This window comes from Bradyrhizobium ontarionense, assembly GCF_021088345.1.
In the GTDB taxonomy this organism is placed as follows: domain Bacteria; phylum Pseudomonadota; class Alphaproteobacteria; order Rhizobiales; family Xanthobacteraceae; genus Bradyrhizobium; species Bradyrhizobium ontarionense.
In genome coordinates this window covers 6,771,489-6,787,453 of the sequence record NZ_CP088156.1, presented here as the reverse complement: position 1 = coordinate 6,787,453, position 15,965 = coordinate 6,771,489, and the positions used below count along the sequence as shown (strand labels likewise).

11 protein-coding genes are annotated in these 15,965 nt (G+C 66.1%); 4 read left to right on the top strand and 7 right to left on the bottom strand.

What is annotated here, in order from left to right; genetic code table 11:
* Positions 1-270: 270 nt before the first annotated feature.
* The 3 genes from exbB to LQG66_RS29595 are packed head-to-tail and all read left to right on the top strand — an operon-like array spanning position 271 to position 2,845.
* Entirely contained in the window at positions 271-1,572 is a 1,302-nt protein-coding gene (gene exbB, locus LQG66_RS29605) for a tonB-system energizer ExbB (protein WP_345778922.1), read from the top strand.
* A 3-nt stretch (positions 1,573-1,575) separates the two neighbouring features.
* Positions 1,576-2,031 carry a TonB system transport protein ExbD gene (gene exbD, locus LQG66_RS29600; RefSeq protein WP_231319371.1) on the top strand — a complete coding sequence of 152 codons (456 nt, stop codon included), beginning with the start codon at positions 1,576-1,578 and terminating at the stop codon, positions 2,029-2,031.
* 25 nt (positions 2,032-2,056) lie between these two features.
* Positions 2,057-2,845 carry an energy transducer TonB gene (locus tag LQG66_RS29595; RefSeq protein ID WP_231319370.1) on the top strand — a complete coding sequence of 263 codons (789 nt, stop codon included), beginning with the start codon at positions 2,057-2,059 and terminating at the stop codon, positions 2,843-2,845.
* A gap of 539 nt (positions 2,846-3,384) precedes the next feature.
* On the opposite strand, the gene LQG66_RS29590 is transcribed toward LQG66_RS29595, so the two are convergent.
* Both LQG66_RS29590 and LQG66_RS29585 read right to left on the bottom strand, forming a co-directional pair.
* Positions 3,385-5,214 (bottom strand): outer membrane beta-barrel protein, encoded by a 1,830-nt coding sequence (locus LQG66_RS29590; protein WP_231319369.1) that lies wholly within the window; start codon positions 5,212-5,214, stop codon positions 3,385-3,387.
* Positions 5,215-5,451: 237 nt separating this feature from the next.
* Complete coding sequence (locus LQG66_RS29585) at positions 5,452-5,793, bottom strand: cupredoxin domain-containing protein (RefSeq protein WP_231319368.1); 342 nt, start codon at positions 5,791-5,793, stop codon at positions 5,452-5,454.
* A gap of 1 nt (position 5,794) precedes the next feature.
* On the opposite strand from LQG66_RS29585, the gene LQG66_RS29580 reads away from it, so the two are divergent.
* A complete protein-coding gene (locus LQG66_RS29580; RefSeq protein ID WP_231319367.1) occupies positions 5,795-6,157 on the top strand; it encodes a hypothetical protein in 363 nt (120 codons plus the stop codon).
* 190 nt (positions 6,158-6,347) lie between these two features.
* Here the strand turns inward: LQG66_RS29580 and LQG66_RS29575 are convergent, their stop codons facing one another.
* The 5 genes from LQG66_RS29575 to LQG66_RS29555 all read right to left on the bottom strand — a co-directional run bounded on the left by LQG66_RS29575 (position 6,348) and on the right by LQG66_RS29555 (position 15,882).
* The gene (locus tag LQG66_RS29575; RefSeq protein WP_231319366.1) at positions 6,348-7,142 is read right to left on the bottom strand and encodes a cytochrome b/b6 domain-containing protein; all 795 of its coding nucleotides are present in this window, start codon (positions 7,140-7,142) and stop codon (positions 6,348-6,350) included.
* Positions 7,143-7,152: 10 nt separating this feature from the next.
* The gene (locus tag LQG66_RS29570) at positions 7,153-7,431 is read right to left on the bottom strand and encodes a PepSY domain-containing protein (protein WP_231319365.1); all 279 of its coding nucleotides are present in this window, start codon (positions 7,429-7,431) and stop codon (positions 7,153-7,155) included.
* 1,066 nt (positions 7,432-8,497) lie between these two features.
* Positions 8,498-9,112: a DUF4399 domain-containing protein gene (locus tag LQG66_RS29565; protein ID WP_231319364.1), complete on the bottom strand. Its 615-nt coding sequence runs from the start codon at positions 9,110-9,112 to the stop codon at positions 8,498-8,500.
* A 15-nt stretch (positions 9,113-9,127) separates the two neighbouring features.
* A complete protein-coding gene (locus LQG66_RS29560; protein ID WP_231319363.1) occupies positions 9,128-10,624 on the bottom strand; it encodes a formylglycine-generating enzyme family protein in 1,497 nt (498 codons plus the stop codon).
* 32 nt (positions 10,625-10,656) lie between these two features.
* Positions 10,657-15,882, bottom strand: a complete 5,226-nt coding sequence (locus LQG66_RS29555; RefSeq protein WP_231319362.1) for an AAA family ATPase — start codon at positions 15,880-15,882, stop codon at positions 10,657-10,659.
* Positions 15,883-15,965: the final 83 nt, after the last annotated feature.

Here is a 15,965-nt window from a genome sequence, read left to right as displayed (position 1 = left end):
GCGGCATTTGCGTGATCAGGCGGCCGCATTGCGGCGACCTCGTATCCCTCGAAGCGTTCCAGTTTAGATCTTTCAGGGAGTTACGAGGTGATGACGGGCTCCGACCGCCAATGTTCCGATCTCATGATTCGATTCGATGAGCGGCATCGCACGCATCGGCTTGCTCGCCGACATCGAGGTTCCTGCTTTGAGTCAAGGCGCCGTCTCAAAACAGCCCCGTTACGTCTGGAAACATGGCCGCAGCTTAACTATCAAGGGGTGTGCAGCAACATGTTCAGGATCGTTCTTCGTGTAGGAGCGGTGATCGCAGTCGTCTCGGCCGGCGCTGCGGCGCAGGCCGAGACGGCGACCACCACGCCGAGACCTGGCCAGGCTGCAGTCGCGCCACAGACTCCTGCAGCGAGTCCAACGACGACCTCCGCAACGAAAGTTGCGCAGACCCCGGCTGCGGCGGCGCCCGCTCAGCCTGCAGTCGCAGCTCAGACGCCGGCAGCAAAGCCTGCGAATGCCGTCCAGGCGGGGACCGCACCTGCCGTGGCTCAGGCCACAGCGTCACCGCAGATCGCTGCGCCGACGCCGGCGCCCACCACGCCTGTCGTCAACGGCGCCCAGATGAGCGCCCCCCCGGCGAATGCAGGCCAGACATCGAGCGCACCGGCAGCCGCTCAAGCTGCGACTGCACCTCAGACCTCCGCTGCAAGCCCGGCGACGACGGCCGCACCGAACGACGGCCAGACGTCAACCGCGACAGCCACGGAAGCGGTGACCGACGCGGCCGCAGCTGACAAGGCGAAGGATCAGGCCGAGAAGCCCGGGCAAGGCGGCGCTCAGGCAGCGTCTCACGTGCCGCACGATCTGTCGCCGTGGTCGATGTTCCTGGCGGCCGACATCCTGGTCAAGGCCGTCATGATGGGCCTCGCGCTCGCGTCGCTTGCGACCTGGACCGTGTTCATCGCCAAGACGATCGAGTTCGGAGTCCTGCGCCGCAAGCTGAGTGGTGCCTTGCGCAAGGTCGACGACGTGCGATGGCTGTCCGAAGCAAAGCTCGCGCTGGGCTCGCGGCAGACCGTGCTGTCGGCGCTGATCGATGCCGCCATGCACGAGATCAGGATGTCCTCCGAGTTGCCGTCTCACGGCGTGAACGAGCGCGCCGCTTCGAGCTTCTCCGAGATCGTGCGCGCCGAAGGCCGGCGCTGCCGGACCGGCATGGGCCTGCTCGCCACGATCGGCTCGATCTCGCCGTTCGTCGGCCTGTTCGGCACGGTCTGGGGCATCATGAACAGCTTCATCGGCATCTCGAAGTCGCAGACCACGAATCTGGCGGTCGTCGCGCCCGGCATCGCCGAAGCGCTGCTCGCAACCGCCATCGGTCTCGTGGCCGCGATCCCGGCGGTGATCATCTACAATCACTTCACCCGCGTGACCAAAGGCTACATGGAACTGGTCAACCGCTCCTCGGGTGCGACCGCCCGCATGTTGTCGCGCGATCTCGATCGGGGCCAGGGCCACGCTCAACGCTTCGAGCCGATCCACGTCCACTCCGCGCCTCCGATGGCGCTGGCAGCGGAGTAAGCCATGGCCGTTTCTGTTTCGGAGGCCGACGGTGACGATGATCTCAGCGAATCCGCCGACATCAACGTCACCCCCTTCATCGACGTGATCCTGGTGCTGCTGATCATCTTCATGGTGGCCGCACCACTCTCGACAGTCGACGTGCCGGTCGATCTTCCAACCTCGACCGCCACGCCACAGAAGAAGCCGGACAAGCCGATCTATGTCAGCATCAAGCCGGACCTGACGCTGTTCGTCGGAGAGGATCCGGTGAAGCGAACCAGCCTGGTGAGCACGCTCGAGCACATTCCCGAGGCGGCCAAGGACCGCTTCATCTTCCTGCGCGCCGACCGCGGCGTGCCGTACGGCGAGCTGATGGACGTGATGGAGCTGCTGCGGACCGGAGGCTATCCGAAGATCAAGCTCGTGACCGTCGAAGGTGTTTCGCAGGCTGCCGCGACCGCTCAGCCTGCGCATTGAAACCAATCAGAGATGGAAGTGTAGAATGGTCGAACACAAGTATCAGGGAGCGTCGCGCCGCTTGTGGATTTCAGCGGCGATCGGGGCGCTGATGTTGCATGGCGGCGGCGCCGCTCTCGCCGTCGTTCATCTCAACGCCAATGATGCCGACGGAGGCCTTGGCGCCAACGGCGCCGAGTTCGCGCTCGAGATGGCCTCACCCCAGGTCGAGGACAACGACCTTCCTGCCGGACCGGACAGCGACGCGGCCGAGGCCGCGCCGGAGCAGATGCAGCAGACCGCCGAGGTCAAGGAGTCCGATGCGGTCAAGGACAAGCCGACCGAGACCGAGGAGGAAGCAGATCGCGTCGTCACGATGAACGACCCGAAGAAGCCGGAAAAGGAGGAGCAGCAGCTCGCGACCGAGCAGGCCGAGGCCTCGGTCGCATCCGCCGCCCAGGACGAATCGGCCCGTAAGGCCTTGGACGAGGCTGCGCCGCCGGCAGAGACCGCCAAGGCTCCCAACCCGGGAATGGGCAAGGACAAGCAGAAGCTGACCAACAACTGGGGACGCAAGATCAGCGCCTATTTCGAGTTGCACAAGCGCTATCCGGAAGGCAAGAAGCACAACGGCACGGTCAAGGTCGCGCTGGTGCTGAGCCGAGCCGGCAAGGTGATGTCGGCCTCCGTCATGCAGTCCTCCGGCGACTCGATTTTCGACGAGGCGGCGCTGTCGATGATCCATCGCTCGGATCCGGTGCCGGCGCCGCCCTCCGGACTGACGGACGATCAGTTCAGCTTCAGCATCGACGTGAACTTCAACCAGAAGAAGTAGCAGCACGCCGATTGCCGATGGCAGTCCATCTCAGCAGCGTTCGCGGAGCCGCGGACGCTGCCTTTTCGTTTTGAAGGTGGGTCGGTGTCACCTACCTCGGCAAGGCAAGACGATCGCATGTGACAATAGGAGCTCTTTCGTCTGTCTCCGCATCGTCATGGCCGGGCTTCGTCCCGGCCATCCACGTCATCAGAGGACTTGGAAAGAAGAGGTGGATGCGATGCTCAAGCCATGCGACGCAGCCATGCGATCTGGCCGAGCGGTGCAACAGGAATCAACGTGAACTACCCGAAGGACCAAGCTCTGAACAGATCGGCCGGGATGGAGGTCTTGTCAGAGTTGCTCGGCGTCAAGCCATCGTCCGAGGTGCGGGGACCGGAACCGGACTCGCTCCAAATGAAATGGCGGCGAGACGCGCCGCGGGCGTCCTCCGGGCGATTCTCCGCTTCGCCTGGAGAACCACGAGGCGAGAAAAGGTCGACCCTACGCACCAGTCATATGCCACAGCCGTGCCTTGCAAGGGGAGATGACACGACGCTTCAGTACTGCACCCTGGCGCCGACCTGCACGACCGTCGCCGAGAGATTGTTCTCCTTGACGTTGGAGCGCGTCTCTTCGCGCCGAACGCTGGTCCTGAGCTGCAGCAGGCGGGAGAACTTGTAGAGCATGCCGAGCTCGACGACGTAGCGGTCGTCAACCCGCGTCGTGCCCGTGAAGGCGTCCTGGCCATAGCCGGCGAGAAACGTGCCGACGAGCCACGGCTGAAACTGGTGCTCAACGCCGACGGTGACGTCGCGCTTGAGCACGCCGGAGATTCCGGGCTCGGTGATCTCCACGACCTGCGACTTGGCGCCGAGCGCAATCGCGGTCTCCTTGGCGAACTGCCAGGTGAGATTGGCGTCGGCGATGAAGCCGCTGACCGGCTTCAGCATCGGATCCTGATAGCGACGCGTCAGATAGCCGACGGCGACGTCGCCGGTCAGTTTGTCGGCGTATGCGAAGGTCACGCCCGCCTCGACCGCCGTGCCGGTGGAGTCACGGCGGAAGCCTTCGGCATCGACCGCGATGTCGTGAACGCGCCGGTCGACGGTCACGTCGACGAAGGGCCGGATCTCCGGGGTCAGATTGTAGGTCACGCGGCTCTGCGAGGCGTACTGATTGAAGTTGCGGTCGGCGTTGCTGACGATCTGGCCGTTGACGAGCGGCGCGTTCTGAAAGGCGACACGGTCGATGGCCGCCTTGGTCGAGACCTCGAAATCCTCGAATCGCTTGGTGACGCCCGCCGAGCCGCCGACGGTGCTGGCCAGCGGAATCCTGGCGAACCGGCCTGCGAAGCGCGGCGTGCCGGGATCATCGGCATCGACGGCGACGTGGCCCTCGCCATTGAGCGCAAACGTATCGGTAATGTCGTAGCGCCCGTTGACCTTGGCATCGACGGTCGGACGGCTCAGCTGCCGCAGCTTGGCATAGTCGATGTAGCTGACGCGCACATCGGCATTGAGCAGGTGCTGGTCGAACTGGGAGCGCACGAGCAGCACAGGCGCAACGCTGACGAAACCCGAGCCGGCCCCTCTCGGCACGCGCCCCGGATTGCTGTCGAAGCCGGAGGTCATCTCGAACGCGGGCTTCAGGATGAAGTTTCCCACCTTGATGCCCTTGGGCTCGTAGGGATCTTCCTCCATCATCGGCGGTGCCGGCTGCTGCGGCTGCGCTTTCGCAGTCTCCTGCATCGGCTGGCGCATGCGCGGCTTGTCCGCCAGAACGGGCGGGATCGGCTGCGCATCCTGCCGCGGGATCGGCGGCAGATTGCGCGGCAGCACGCCGCGCGTCGCCGGCGGCGGACTGACAGCGAAGGCCAGCGCGTCGAGACAGCGATCAGGGACGTTCGTCGTCGACAGCCGGCCCGGTGTCGACAAGCAGCCGCCGACCACCAGACCGGCAGACGGCGCACCGAAGAAGCCATTGCGAACGGGAGCAAGACGCGGCGCAGGCTCGCGGCGCGCCGCCTGGGGAAGTGCACCAGCGCCCGGATCGATCGGGGAGCGCGGCCGCGGCGGCGGACGTTCCTCCACCTGCGTGGGCGTCTTCGCCTCCGGCTCGCCTCCGCCAGGAGAGACGATCACCTGTGGAATGACCACGGGACCATTGCCGTTCGCGGGCCGCACGGCCTGACGGCGGCGATTAGGAACGACGATGACGGGACCGCTGTCGTTCGGATCCGCGTAGGCCCGGACCTGCGGGACCCGCTCGGCATCCTGGCCGTAGGACGGCGCAGCACCGAACAGCGTCAGCAGCAGGGCGGTGATCGCAGCCGGCTCCTTCTGGCGCCGCGAGACGTCGTGGCCAATGCGACGTCTGGGAGCGACCATTTCACCTCCTGCCTGTTCCAAAAGCGATCGTTCCCGTCGATCCCGGCATTGAACGACGCGTTGCGACCGGCGCGCGTCGAAGGCTTGACAGCTCGCGGCCCGCAAGCCGCCGTCGTCGGGTGCAAGGTTTCGGACCCGGTTCGAGCTGTCGCCGGGCGACCGGACTCGGCAGCGCCGGCAGACGGAGCGTCGTGGCACGCCCGACATTCACGCCGGCCTTGGCGGGCCGACCCTCGGCTACTCCACGACCAGCGTGCCTTTGTTGCCCTGGTGGAAGTCGTCGAAGAACTCGTAGCGGCCGGGCTTCTGCGCCTTGACCTTGATCACGCCTTCCATGTTCGGCTTGATCACCGTCTCGAACTCCAGCGGCTCGCTCTCGAACTCGACCGGCGAGCCATCGAGATTCTTGACCTTGAACACGATCGGCGTGCCGGCTGGCGCCTTCATCTCGGCCGGCTGAAACTTGTTGTCCTTGACCGAGATCTCGATGGTGGTCTCGGCCGCGCTTGCCAGCGGCGCAAATGCCGTCATCAGCAAAGCGATCGCTCCCCCGACCTGTGCCTTCTGAATGAGTGTCATGATGTCCGTCCTGTCCCCAGTTCACCGTCTGCCGAATGTTGCCGTCGCCCGCGCGGCTCGGCGAACCGCCGTGCTTCGTAGAATGACTTTAAGTTTCCGAATGCGGCAATTTGCCGTATCGAAATTTGACAAACTCGCTGTGTGCGACAAAGCGCGCGAATTTATTAGTTTCGTCGTGTCGATGTGCTGCGTCGATCGTCTCACAAAGGACGCTGCATCGAAGAACAGCTCGAGCAAGCGGCTTCCAGCCGCGCAAAGCGACTTCGACAATTCGCTGCAATTAGTTCGCCTAGCGGCCGCAATGATACGAGATACCGCAGACATCGCAGCTTCATCGTGCCGCCTGATCCAGCGTCGTTCGTGATCGGCATTGGCCGGGCGCGTCGAGCTCGCGACAGACGCCTGCTGACGCTCAGGTCCGATCTTCCAGGCGCTCGCCGCGACGCTGTCGCTCGACTCATACCGTCGCGGGTCCCGCGCGCGCCGGGGACGAATCAGTCCGGTGTTTGCCCGCCCATATCGCCGACGAGCGCACGCGACCGGTGCGGACCGTCTCATCGACTCACTCCGAGCCGCTTGTCGTGAATGCTGAGGGATCGCGGCATGCGGGCCGGCCCGGCCGGCCTCGCGCCGACGACCGGGGTGTCCGCCCGCAACGGCGGAAAATCGGGCACGACGGATATGCGCTCTTCGGGCGCCACGGGTTCGGGCTCCCTGCTGCCGTTCGCGCTCGCGACAACGCGCGGATCCACCGGCGCGGCGCGCGCGCTTCCAGGCACGCGCTTGCGCCCCGTGAACATGGCACGTACGAGATTTTCCCGCTGCAGCACGCTCATCCACAACGTTCCGAGCACGTGCACGGCGATCAGGGCGATGATGGCGTTGGACGACAGGGCATGCGTCTGTTCGATCCACCCCACGCCGAAGAACCGGACCGAGACCTGCATCACGCCGCTGATCGTCGAGACGATCAGAAGCCCGAGCATCACGACGAGCATCGCGGCCCCCGCCGGGTTCAGCCCGAGATACCGCCCCGTCTCTCCCCGCAGCATGCCCACGATGTATCGAGGCGCCGCGCGCAGCTTGAGGCTGATGCGCGCGAACAGCGAATGGCGGCCGCCGATGAGTCCCCAGATCAGTCTGAATGCAAGAAGTCCGATGACGGCATAGCCCGCCAGCCGATGCAGCGGATCGAACGTGTTGGGCGTGACGCAGGCGACGAGCACGAAGGCCGCGAGAGCCCAGTGCCAGACGCGAAGCGGAAAGTCCCAGACCGCGACGGTGTCCGAACGTGAGTTCGCCGGCGTCTCGGACGAGACGTTCCGGCGTGCCTGCCCTGCGTCACGCATGATGGTCAGATCACTTCGCGATGGTGTGCTTCAGCGCGAGGTTTTCCGGGCTGTAGAACAGCTCGAAGAGCTTGCCGCCCTTGACGCCGTAGACTTCGTAGCAGGTGCCCTCGATCTTGGTCTGGCGAACCTCATAGCCCGCCGCTTTTGCCTTGGCCTCGGCATCAGCGACGGTCTTCCACGACGCCTTGTCGAGCTTGGTGCAATCCTTGTAGCCGTCGGCGAGTGCAGCGGAGCCCGATGCGATACCCGCCGCCAATGCAACGACCAAGATCCTGATGACCTTCATAATCAAATCCCTCCTTCAACGACTGCGCTATCCGGCGCGTTCAGCGCTCACTGCGCGAGGTGACAAAGGGGAGGGAGATTTCAACGAAACTTGGACATCGCTCGCGGCCGTCGCCGGCCTCGAATGCGCATGCGCAGCCCAAGTCGTCCCGCATGCGGCCGCATTGTCGCTGGCGCACGGACTTAAGTGCGTTCCAGTTGCGATCGAACCATGTCCGCAGACCACTGATGTTTTCTGAGGTCACGAATTGGGTGCGGTTCCCGCGCACTGCAAGTGACATTGATTCGCAAGGACGTATCGCCGTCGTGACATGCCGACCGGGTTCAACTCCCGCCGCGGACGCTACCGCGGACACCGTCGGAGACCACACTCCCGCCCGATTGGAGCTGTGACGACGATGAGGCGAGAACCGAACCGCCGACGACGAGCTGCGACCTTAAGCCTCAGAAAAAAATTTTTATCTCACCGATCTCTCACGCATCGGATGGTCGAGGACGCCCGATCACGACCGACGTGGCCTCATTCGCGCGCGATCAGCCGCCGCCAAGCGCACATTCGTGCGAACCGCGACGAGCCCCGCACGGAGCAGCAGGAGCCCATCTCACGTGTGATCGATGCTCTCACCGACGCGGAGTGCCGACCATGGGGGCGGGTCGCTGCACGGGAAGGATTGGTCGGACGCTTCGGCGACGATATCCCACGACGGATCCCGCTCTGCCATCCACGTGGGACCAGACCTGCGCCCGCCATCCGGCAAACCGCTGTCGTTGCCGGCGGCGCTGCGCAGCGCGGCGTGACTGGCAGGCTGTAACGCGCGTTTCGACATGGTCCACCCATCGATTGCTGCTGGCCGCAGGCGGGCATGGCCTGCATCGGCCGCGCGCTGCGGATGGACAAGCGTCGCCGCGCACGATGGTTCCTGAAGATGGTACGCGCCTGAGCGCGCGATCGGGACCGACGCATGCCGGCCCAGAGCATCACGATCACATGCAGGATGTTCGGCCGCGACACGGCCCCGATGCCGGGCCTGCGGCGACCGCCATGGGGCGACGATCCAAGCCGTGTTCTACTTTGTCCCGGACAGGACGCGGCTGAGGAAGTTCGAGCTCTCAGGAGACTTCGTCATCTCTGGCGTCGGATCAGCTTGAGTCTGCTGCGGCTCTGCAGGCGCGACTCGCTCCAGGAGCTTTCTCCGCTCACTGGTCTTCCTCGCCGCGCGGGCCTGCTCCTCCGACGCATTCGGGCGGCCGACGGTGATCATGATCTTCTCGGAGACCACCGGCGGGTCGAAGTTGAGATGCTTCGAATCGCCCAGCACGAGCTGCAGCGTATGCTTGCCCGGCGACAGCTCGACCCGCGCCTCGGTCTCGCCGGCGGCATAGTGGATATGCTTCTTGTCGCGCGGGATCGGCTGGCCGGCCTCCATCGTTTCATCGACATCGACCAGGAGATGGTGGTGGCCGCTGCCGGCGAAATCGTCCCCCGCATGCGTGACGCTCATGTTGCGCAGGCCGAAGCGGCAGACGAACGGCCCGGTCACCGTCTCGCCGTCTGCCGGCGCGATGAAGTAGACGCGTGCGTCCTTCTGCGACTTCGTCCCCTTGGCGGACGCCAGCGAGGGCGCGAGCGCGAGCGACATCGTCAGGAAGAGGCAAAGTCGCGCGGATGTCGTTCGCCACATGCAGCTCTCCTCGCGCTATGGTGAGAGGGCGACGCGGAAGCCCAGCGTCGGATGTCTGATGCGGCCGTCATAGCGATCGCGACTGCCCGCACGCGCATCGGCCGGCCCGTTCGTCCACGACCCCGAGCGGATGACACGGGCGTAGTTGCCCTCCTCCAGCCATGCCGCGCCGTCGGCCGGTGCCCCCTTGTAGTTCTTGTGCCAGTTGTCCGCGACCCATTGGCCGACCCCGCCTCCCATGTCGAACAGGCCGAAGGAATTCGGCTGGAAGCTGCCGACCTTCAGCGGCTGCGCCGCCTCCGCAGCATCATTGTTGTTGTTGCATCCCTTGCAATTGGCCATGCCGGAGCGCATGCGATCGCCCCACCAATATTTGCTGCGCTGTCCGCCGCGCGCGGCATATTCCCACTCCGCCTCGCTGGGCAACCGGAACGGCTTGCCGGTGACCTTGGCGAGCCATGCGAGATAGGCCTGCGCGTCGTCGTAGCTCACATTGGCGACCGGGCGATCGTCGGCGCCCGCTGCGATGTCGGCGCAGCTTGCGGCGGCGACACACTGCTTCCACTCCCCGACCGTCACCGGATATTTACCGAGGGCGAAGGACCGGATGCTGACCTGGTGGACCGGCTGCTCGGAATCGTCATCGCCGCCCATGGCAAACGTGCCGCCGGCGATCTGGACCATCTCGGGTGCGCGCAGCTTCGGCGCCGGTCCCGCAGCGGACTGGGCCGCCATCGCCGTCTGTAACGATGCGGTGGCCTCAGCCAAGAGCTTCGACGGTGCCGTCTCCATTGCCGGTGGCTGGCGCGGCACGGCAGCGGAGTTGGACACCGACCTTGCGCCGAGCGGCATCTCCTGCGTCGAGGCAGCACTGCTCGCGGTTTCCGTCGCGATCCGTCGAGGCGAGGTGACGGGAAGTGCATCCCTCTGCAGATTGGAAGCCCCCGCCGGCCCCGGCTGAGACTGGATCAGGAGCTTCATTTCGCGGAATGGCAGCACCAGGCCACCGAGGACTACGATGATGAGCGAAACGACGCCAATGGCGGTGCGGACATGGCGCTTTCCTGGACGACCGATCCTTGCGAACAGCCCATGCAGCCAACCGATGCGGCCCGCATCATCCTGCTCGTCCCCCTGATCGTCGTTCCACGACTCTGCATCCGCGCGCTCGGGCGCGGAGCGTGGATGCAAGGGGGGAACGACCGGCGCCGGAGCGTGCCTTGCCGCGACCGCGGCTTCCTCGGCCTCCCAATCGGCGTCGAGCGACCGCTCCAACGCGCCGCACATCATCAGCAGGAGCCCGCCGTCGCCGTTCCCGGTCCAGCGCTCCTGGACTTCGGGACACTCGACCTGATCGTCGACGTGCAGGAAGCATGACGGACGCATCGGGCTGAGGGAAACCTGCACCGAGCGGCCGCACCGCTTGCAGTCGACCGTGACCGCGTCGTTCGGCAGAGTATCCTCGGCAAGCCTGGGGGCTCGCAGCCACTGCAACGCTGAACTCTCGCTCATGCTGTCCTCATCTCGCGACGCTGCCAATCCGCTCACTGACCCCAGGCGGCGACTGCGTTGTTGAATACACGCTCGCCGTCGCCCCCCTTCTCGATCGACAACAGTGCCCGGTTGCCGGTCTCGTACACGATCGGAATATCGAACCACTTCTTGCTCGTCAGAAGCATCATGTTTCGCTTCGTATCGACGTCGTTGGCCGACAGCGCGATCATGAAGAACTTCGGTGTCACCCTCGCGGTCTGAGTGGCCAGCGCGATGCCACGCTCCGTCTCCTCGCCTTTCAGTCCGACGCCTCTCAGGCTCGACAGCCCGCCCGCAGCCTGATCCGGCAAGTTGAACGCCAGCTCCATGACGTGGCTCGCCGGCAGCTCCAGATCGCCGTTCCGCCGCAGCGTCATCGATACTTTCATGCCATTCTCGATCTCGATGTCTCCCTTGATCACGGGCGATGAATCGAGGCGGGGACCCTTGCTCTGTTCGAGCGACCAGGTCACCTTGCCGGAGAAGCGCTTGCCTTTCGGATCCTGCGGATCCTCGTGATAGAGGAACGCCTGCGCTGGAGCTGCCACGGCCGCCGCAGCCTGTCCGACGGTGGCGTGATCGTCGCTGGCGACGACCTGCTTGCCGTCAGGCATGATCCGTTCGGCGCCGACCGTGCGCGGCGCTGGCTCGCTGGGCTGTGCCGAGGCCGGCGTGGCACTGCTCACCAACACCTGGCCCCACTCGGGGGCCCGCTCCCAATAGGCGGCCGCGACGCCTGCGATCGCCAACAGGCCAACCGCTGCAACGGCCATCACGCGCCGGCGGGACAAATAACGGCGTGGTTTCGCGGTGTCCTCGACCGCCTTGAACGCCATCTCGAGCAGCGACGGATGAATCTTGCTCTCTGCCGGGGCCGCACTCGGCTCCGGCTGCTTCGCCGGCTCCGTGCTCGCCGGCACCTCCTTGACGACCGCTTCGACCGCCACCTCGATGACGGGACTGGGTCCCTTCTGATCCGGCTGATCGGCTATCACCTGCGGATCGACCACGATGTTTGGGCGAGCGGCGGCAGGATCAGGCTTGGCCGGCACGACCGCCGCCGGCGGGAGCACCGCGAGCGGACGTTCGGGCTGCGCTGGGAGGATGACGGCCTCCGTCGCCGCAACGCGCGGCGGGCGCCGGCGCAGCACACGGACCTCCGGCGATGCCTTGGGCATGGCCGGGCGGGCCTCGGGCCGTTGCGCGGTTGGGCCATCGATCACCGCGCCCGCCTTGGCGACGAGCTCGGTTCCGGACCGGCGGGCGAGCGACAAATACTTCGCCAACGTCGCGATCTCATCCTCGAGTGTATGCGCTGCATTGGCCTTCGGCAGTGGGGGGGCCCGACGCTTCGTTGCGACCGCGTCGGTCCGCTTCGGCTTCGGCGCCTCCCGTGTCAGGGCGTCGACCGTCTCGGACCGTTCAGGCTGCAGCGAAGCACCGATCGCGGCGGCTTCGACGTCGCCGCTGCGCGGGCGAATCTCGACGATGCGCTCCGGGAACAGGATTTCGGCGAAATCACGCAATGAGGCATCCGGCAGCAGCAATCGACGAAGCGCGGGAGGAATGCCACGCAGGTTCTTCGGTTCGATGCCGACTTCGTTGCGGACGAGCTCGCTGCGGCCGGTATCGCGACGCTCGTCGCTGATCAGCACTTTGCGGGCCCGCAGCATGGCCGTCAGTTCGCGCAGATCCGAGCGTGACGCATGATCGACGACCAGCAGATCGAAAGTGCCGATCCGAGCCGGCAGCAGCTCGGCGACGCGCCATGCAGGCATGACGTGACACGGGACGTCCTCGAGCCAGCCGTCCAGAGAGCTGCGGGCAGCGACACGAAGCCGGCGCGCGGTCGGGCCGGAGCACGCCGACGCCATTTTTTGCATCGTGTCCTTGAACCGCTTGAGCGACTGCCTGACCGGGCCACTCGCGTTCTGCGCGATGCCGAGCGTCATCCGCGCGCTGATCACGGTTTCGAACAGCGCCAGCGATCGCTTCTCCAGGCGATGACGCTGAGCCGAGAGGTCGTACAGCAGCTGCCGCTCATCGGGATTTTCGATCCGCATCAGCACGGCCCAGTTCCAGGCTGTCACCCAGTCCGAGCGCGGCACCGTGTCCTCGGCGCCGCGAATTGCCGGCTCGGTGCGGAGCCGATGGGCGAGATCCGGCGCCCCCGCCTCGATCGCCATCCGGCACGCCGTTCTGACGAGCTCGTAGTCACCGCGGGCCTGCGCGATCGAGTCCATGGTTGCGAGAACGCCCGCCCAGCGCGCCTCGAGCCGCTGTGGATCAACCTCGGGATCGCCGATCTGCGAGAGAACATCGGCCTGAACGGAAGCAGCCAGCTCGCCTGCTCCGGCGAACAATTCGCCCAGCCGCGCGAGCTCGACCAGCGGCCCCGACACGCGCTTCATGACGCTCCGGATGGCCGCGCCGAACGCCGTCGGCCGCTGCACGTCCGCGAGCATCGCGTCGATCTCGCTATCCGGCATCGACAGCTTGCGGCAGGCATCGACGACGTTGCGGACAGCGAGTGCGGCCGTCACGATCGCGGCCTCGACACCCCTGACAACGCGCTCCAGGTCGTCGAACGCCCGCGCCGATTCCAGCTGAACCGCCGGCGCGTCGATCCTCGTCGCAATCGATGTCCATCGCGTCCGCAGCGAATGTAGGTCATGACGCCAGAGCAGGAAGCGGCCGACATACCGCCAGTCGGCCGGCGTCGACGGTGCAACGCGGTCCACCGTGATCGCCTCTATGGCGGCCTTCAGGCCGCGCCGCGATGGGGAGAATCGCGCAAATGCCTTCTCGCCGGCCGCGAGCCGCTCGACGACACGGATCGCGTCTCGCTTGGTGAACAGTTCGACCGGCGCCTGCACCTGTCGCTTGGCGAATTCGGCGCTTCTGGACAGCTGGAAGGAGGCGTCGCGCGCCCAACCCACGACCTTGTCGAGACCCGGGGAAACGTCAGTCTTGCCGGTACCGAGCGGCGACAGCCGTGCGAGCCAGGCCTGGTCGGCGATGGCGCGATGAGCCGAGACCAGCGCATCGAGATCGGCCGCCAACCTGCTGGTTGCGTCCAGTCCGAACATCGCGATGGCGTCGAGCGCAAGGTCTTCGTCGCGGCCTTCGTCGGACGACAGCCCGGCCTGCTGCCGCAACTCCTCGTGCAGGGCGAGAATCGCCGCTGCGTCGGGAAGCGTCGCGATCTCAGGCAAGTCGTCGTCGATGTGCTTGAGACGCCCGGCGAGCCGACGTCGCGCCTCGCCCGCCTCGTCCACCGCGGCAACCAGAGGCGCCGTGTTGGCGAGCAGACATATCGGACGGTCGGTGAACCAGGAATACACGTCCTGGCCGGTGACCAGCCCCTCGATCAGTTCGAACGACAGCTCCGGCACGCTGCCGGCCAGCCGCAGATTGCGCCGGACGATGTCGGCGATTTCATCGTCGAGCGATGCAATCTGCGAGCGTTTGGAGATGATGTCGCGTTCCAGCCGGCCGATCTGACCGGCATGGTCGCGCAGGTTGGTCGTGTCCAGGAGCGGCTGCAAGCGGCTCGCCAGCGCTTCGGCTTTCCTGAGCACGTCCTTGTCTGAGCCGGTCGAACTGACCGTCAGCTCGCGGATGCTCGACGGCAGCTTCTGATGCAGGAGCGAAAGCGCGGTCTCGTCGCGCGACACGACGAGGATGCGCGAGCCGAGCGCGAGATGATGGCAGACGATGTTGACGAGCGTCGTGATCCGCTCGTCGCGTCCGGCGGACTGGACCACGAGGCCATCCGATCGCGAGAGCTCGCGCACGACCTCGACGTCCTCGATGCTGGCCGGCAGCGGGAAGAACAGATCGCCTTGATCGGCCAGGTCGGGCTTGGGTGCAGGCGCAATGTCGATCGGGCCGCCGACGATGCTGGACAGGTGCCGGCGGGCACTGGCGTGCCCCCTGCCGTTCGGCTGCGCCAGCAGCCCCTCCACTGCGTCCGACAGGCAGCACTCGCTCTGCGGCGCATGCTCGATCGCGTTCTTCAGGCAATCGATGTCGCGCAAGGCCAGGCTCTCCGGCCGCCGCCGCGCTGATATCACCCAGCGTCCCGCCGCGACCGAGGGGTCGCCGGCGTCCGAAGGTGGCGCGTCTTCCGATGCCGCAAGGCCCCGGATCGCCTTCTGCCCGGGCTGCGCACCAACCGCGTTCAGGATCTGCTCGAGGCCGATCGGCGTGAACGGCGACAGTTCACCACGCTGCTCGAGCGCCTCGATCAAGCGTTCGGACTTGTGGCACAAGGCAAGCGCCGCGTCCGGTGCCAATGCCTCGAGCGCCCTGAGATTGACGGCCGCTCCGACGAAGCGCGGCCGGATTCTGATCTCAGCATCGGGACGTTCGATGATCTCGATCTCGACGGGGCGCTCGAACAACGGCAGTTCGAATTGGCGCCCGCCGTACCGCCATGACGACAGCGCGATGCCCCACATGATCTCCTTGGTCAGATCGGCATCGAGCGCAGTGGCCATCTCAGACAGGCGCTGGTGGATTGCCATGGTGCGGCGACGCGCGCGTTCGGTTTCGGCCCACGCGGTCCACGGCCCGGCAACGTAGCGCTCGATCCGATGGACGAGGTCCGTGCGCTGCTCCAGCCGCAGCCGTCCGGACCAGGCGCCAGCGCCGGCGTCGTGCGACGCAGCCGGCGAAAAATCTTCGGGCCGCGCATGGCGGGCAAAGGTGAGGCGGTTCTTCTCGATCTCGTCGACCGTGACCACCACGTTGTCGCGCGGCATCGGACGCCGATCCGGATCGGAGGACAGCTCGACCCACATCTCGAGATCGGAATCGATCGCCGGGGGCTCCGTCGCGGTGAGCGCCTCGACCGCGAGCCACACCGGACCGTCGACGTCGAAGGTGTTGAGCACCACGCCCGGCAGGCTCTCGAGCTCCTCCTGGTGCAGAGCGAGGCCATGATCGTCAGCGAACGGATGATCCGACGGGCGTTCGGCCGGAGACCGCTCGGAGCGAATGATTTCGGTCAGGCAGCCGAGGACGTTCTGCAGGGGATCGACGACCGGTCCCGCGTTGAACGATGCGGCCACAGCTGATTCCCAATGGTCCGCGGACGACTCGGTCTCCGCCGCCGGCGCCCCACCGGCCCCGATGGGTCCAAGCAGGCGCACGCCGTGGTCGGCGCCGCCGATCGGCGAGATGCGATCGATGGAGTTGGCCTCGCTGGGCCGCATGATCACCGGATGGCTCATTGCACTGATCCCCCTCTGAGCTGGGCTGCAAGACCGGCCTGAGGGCGGCGCGAGGCTGACCAACGAGGATCGCCGTGCTCGTG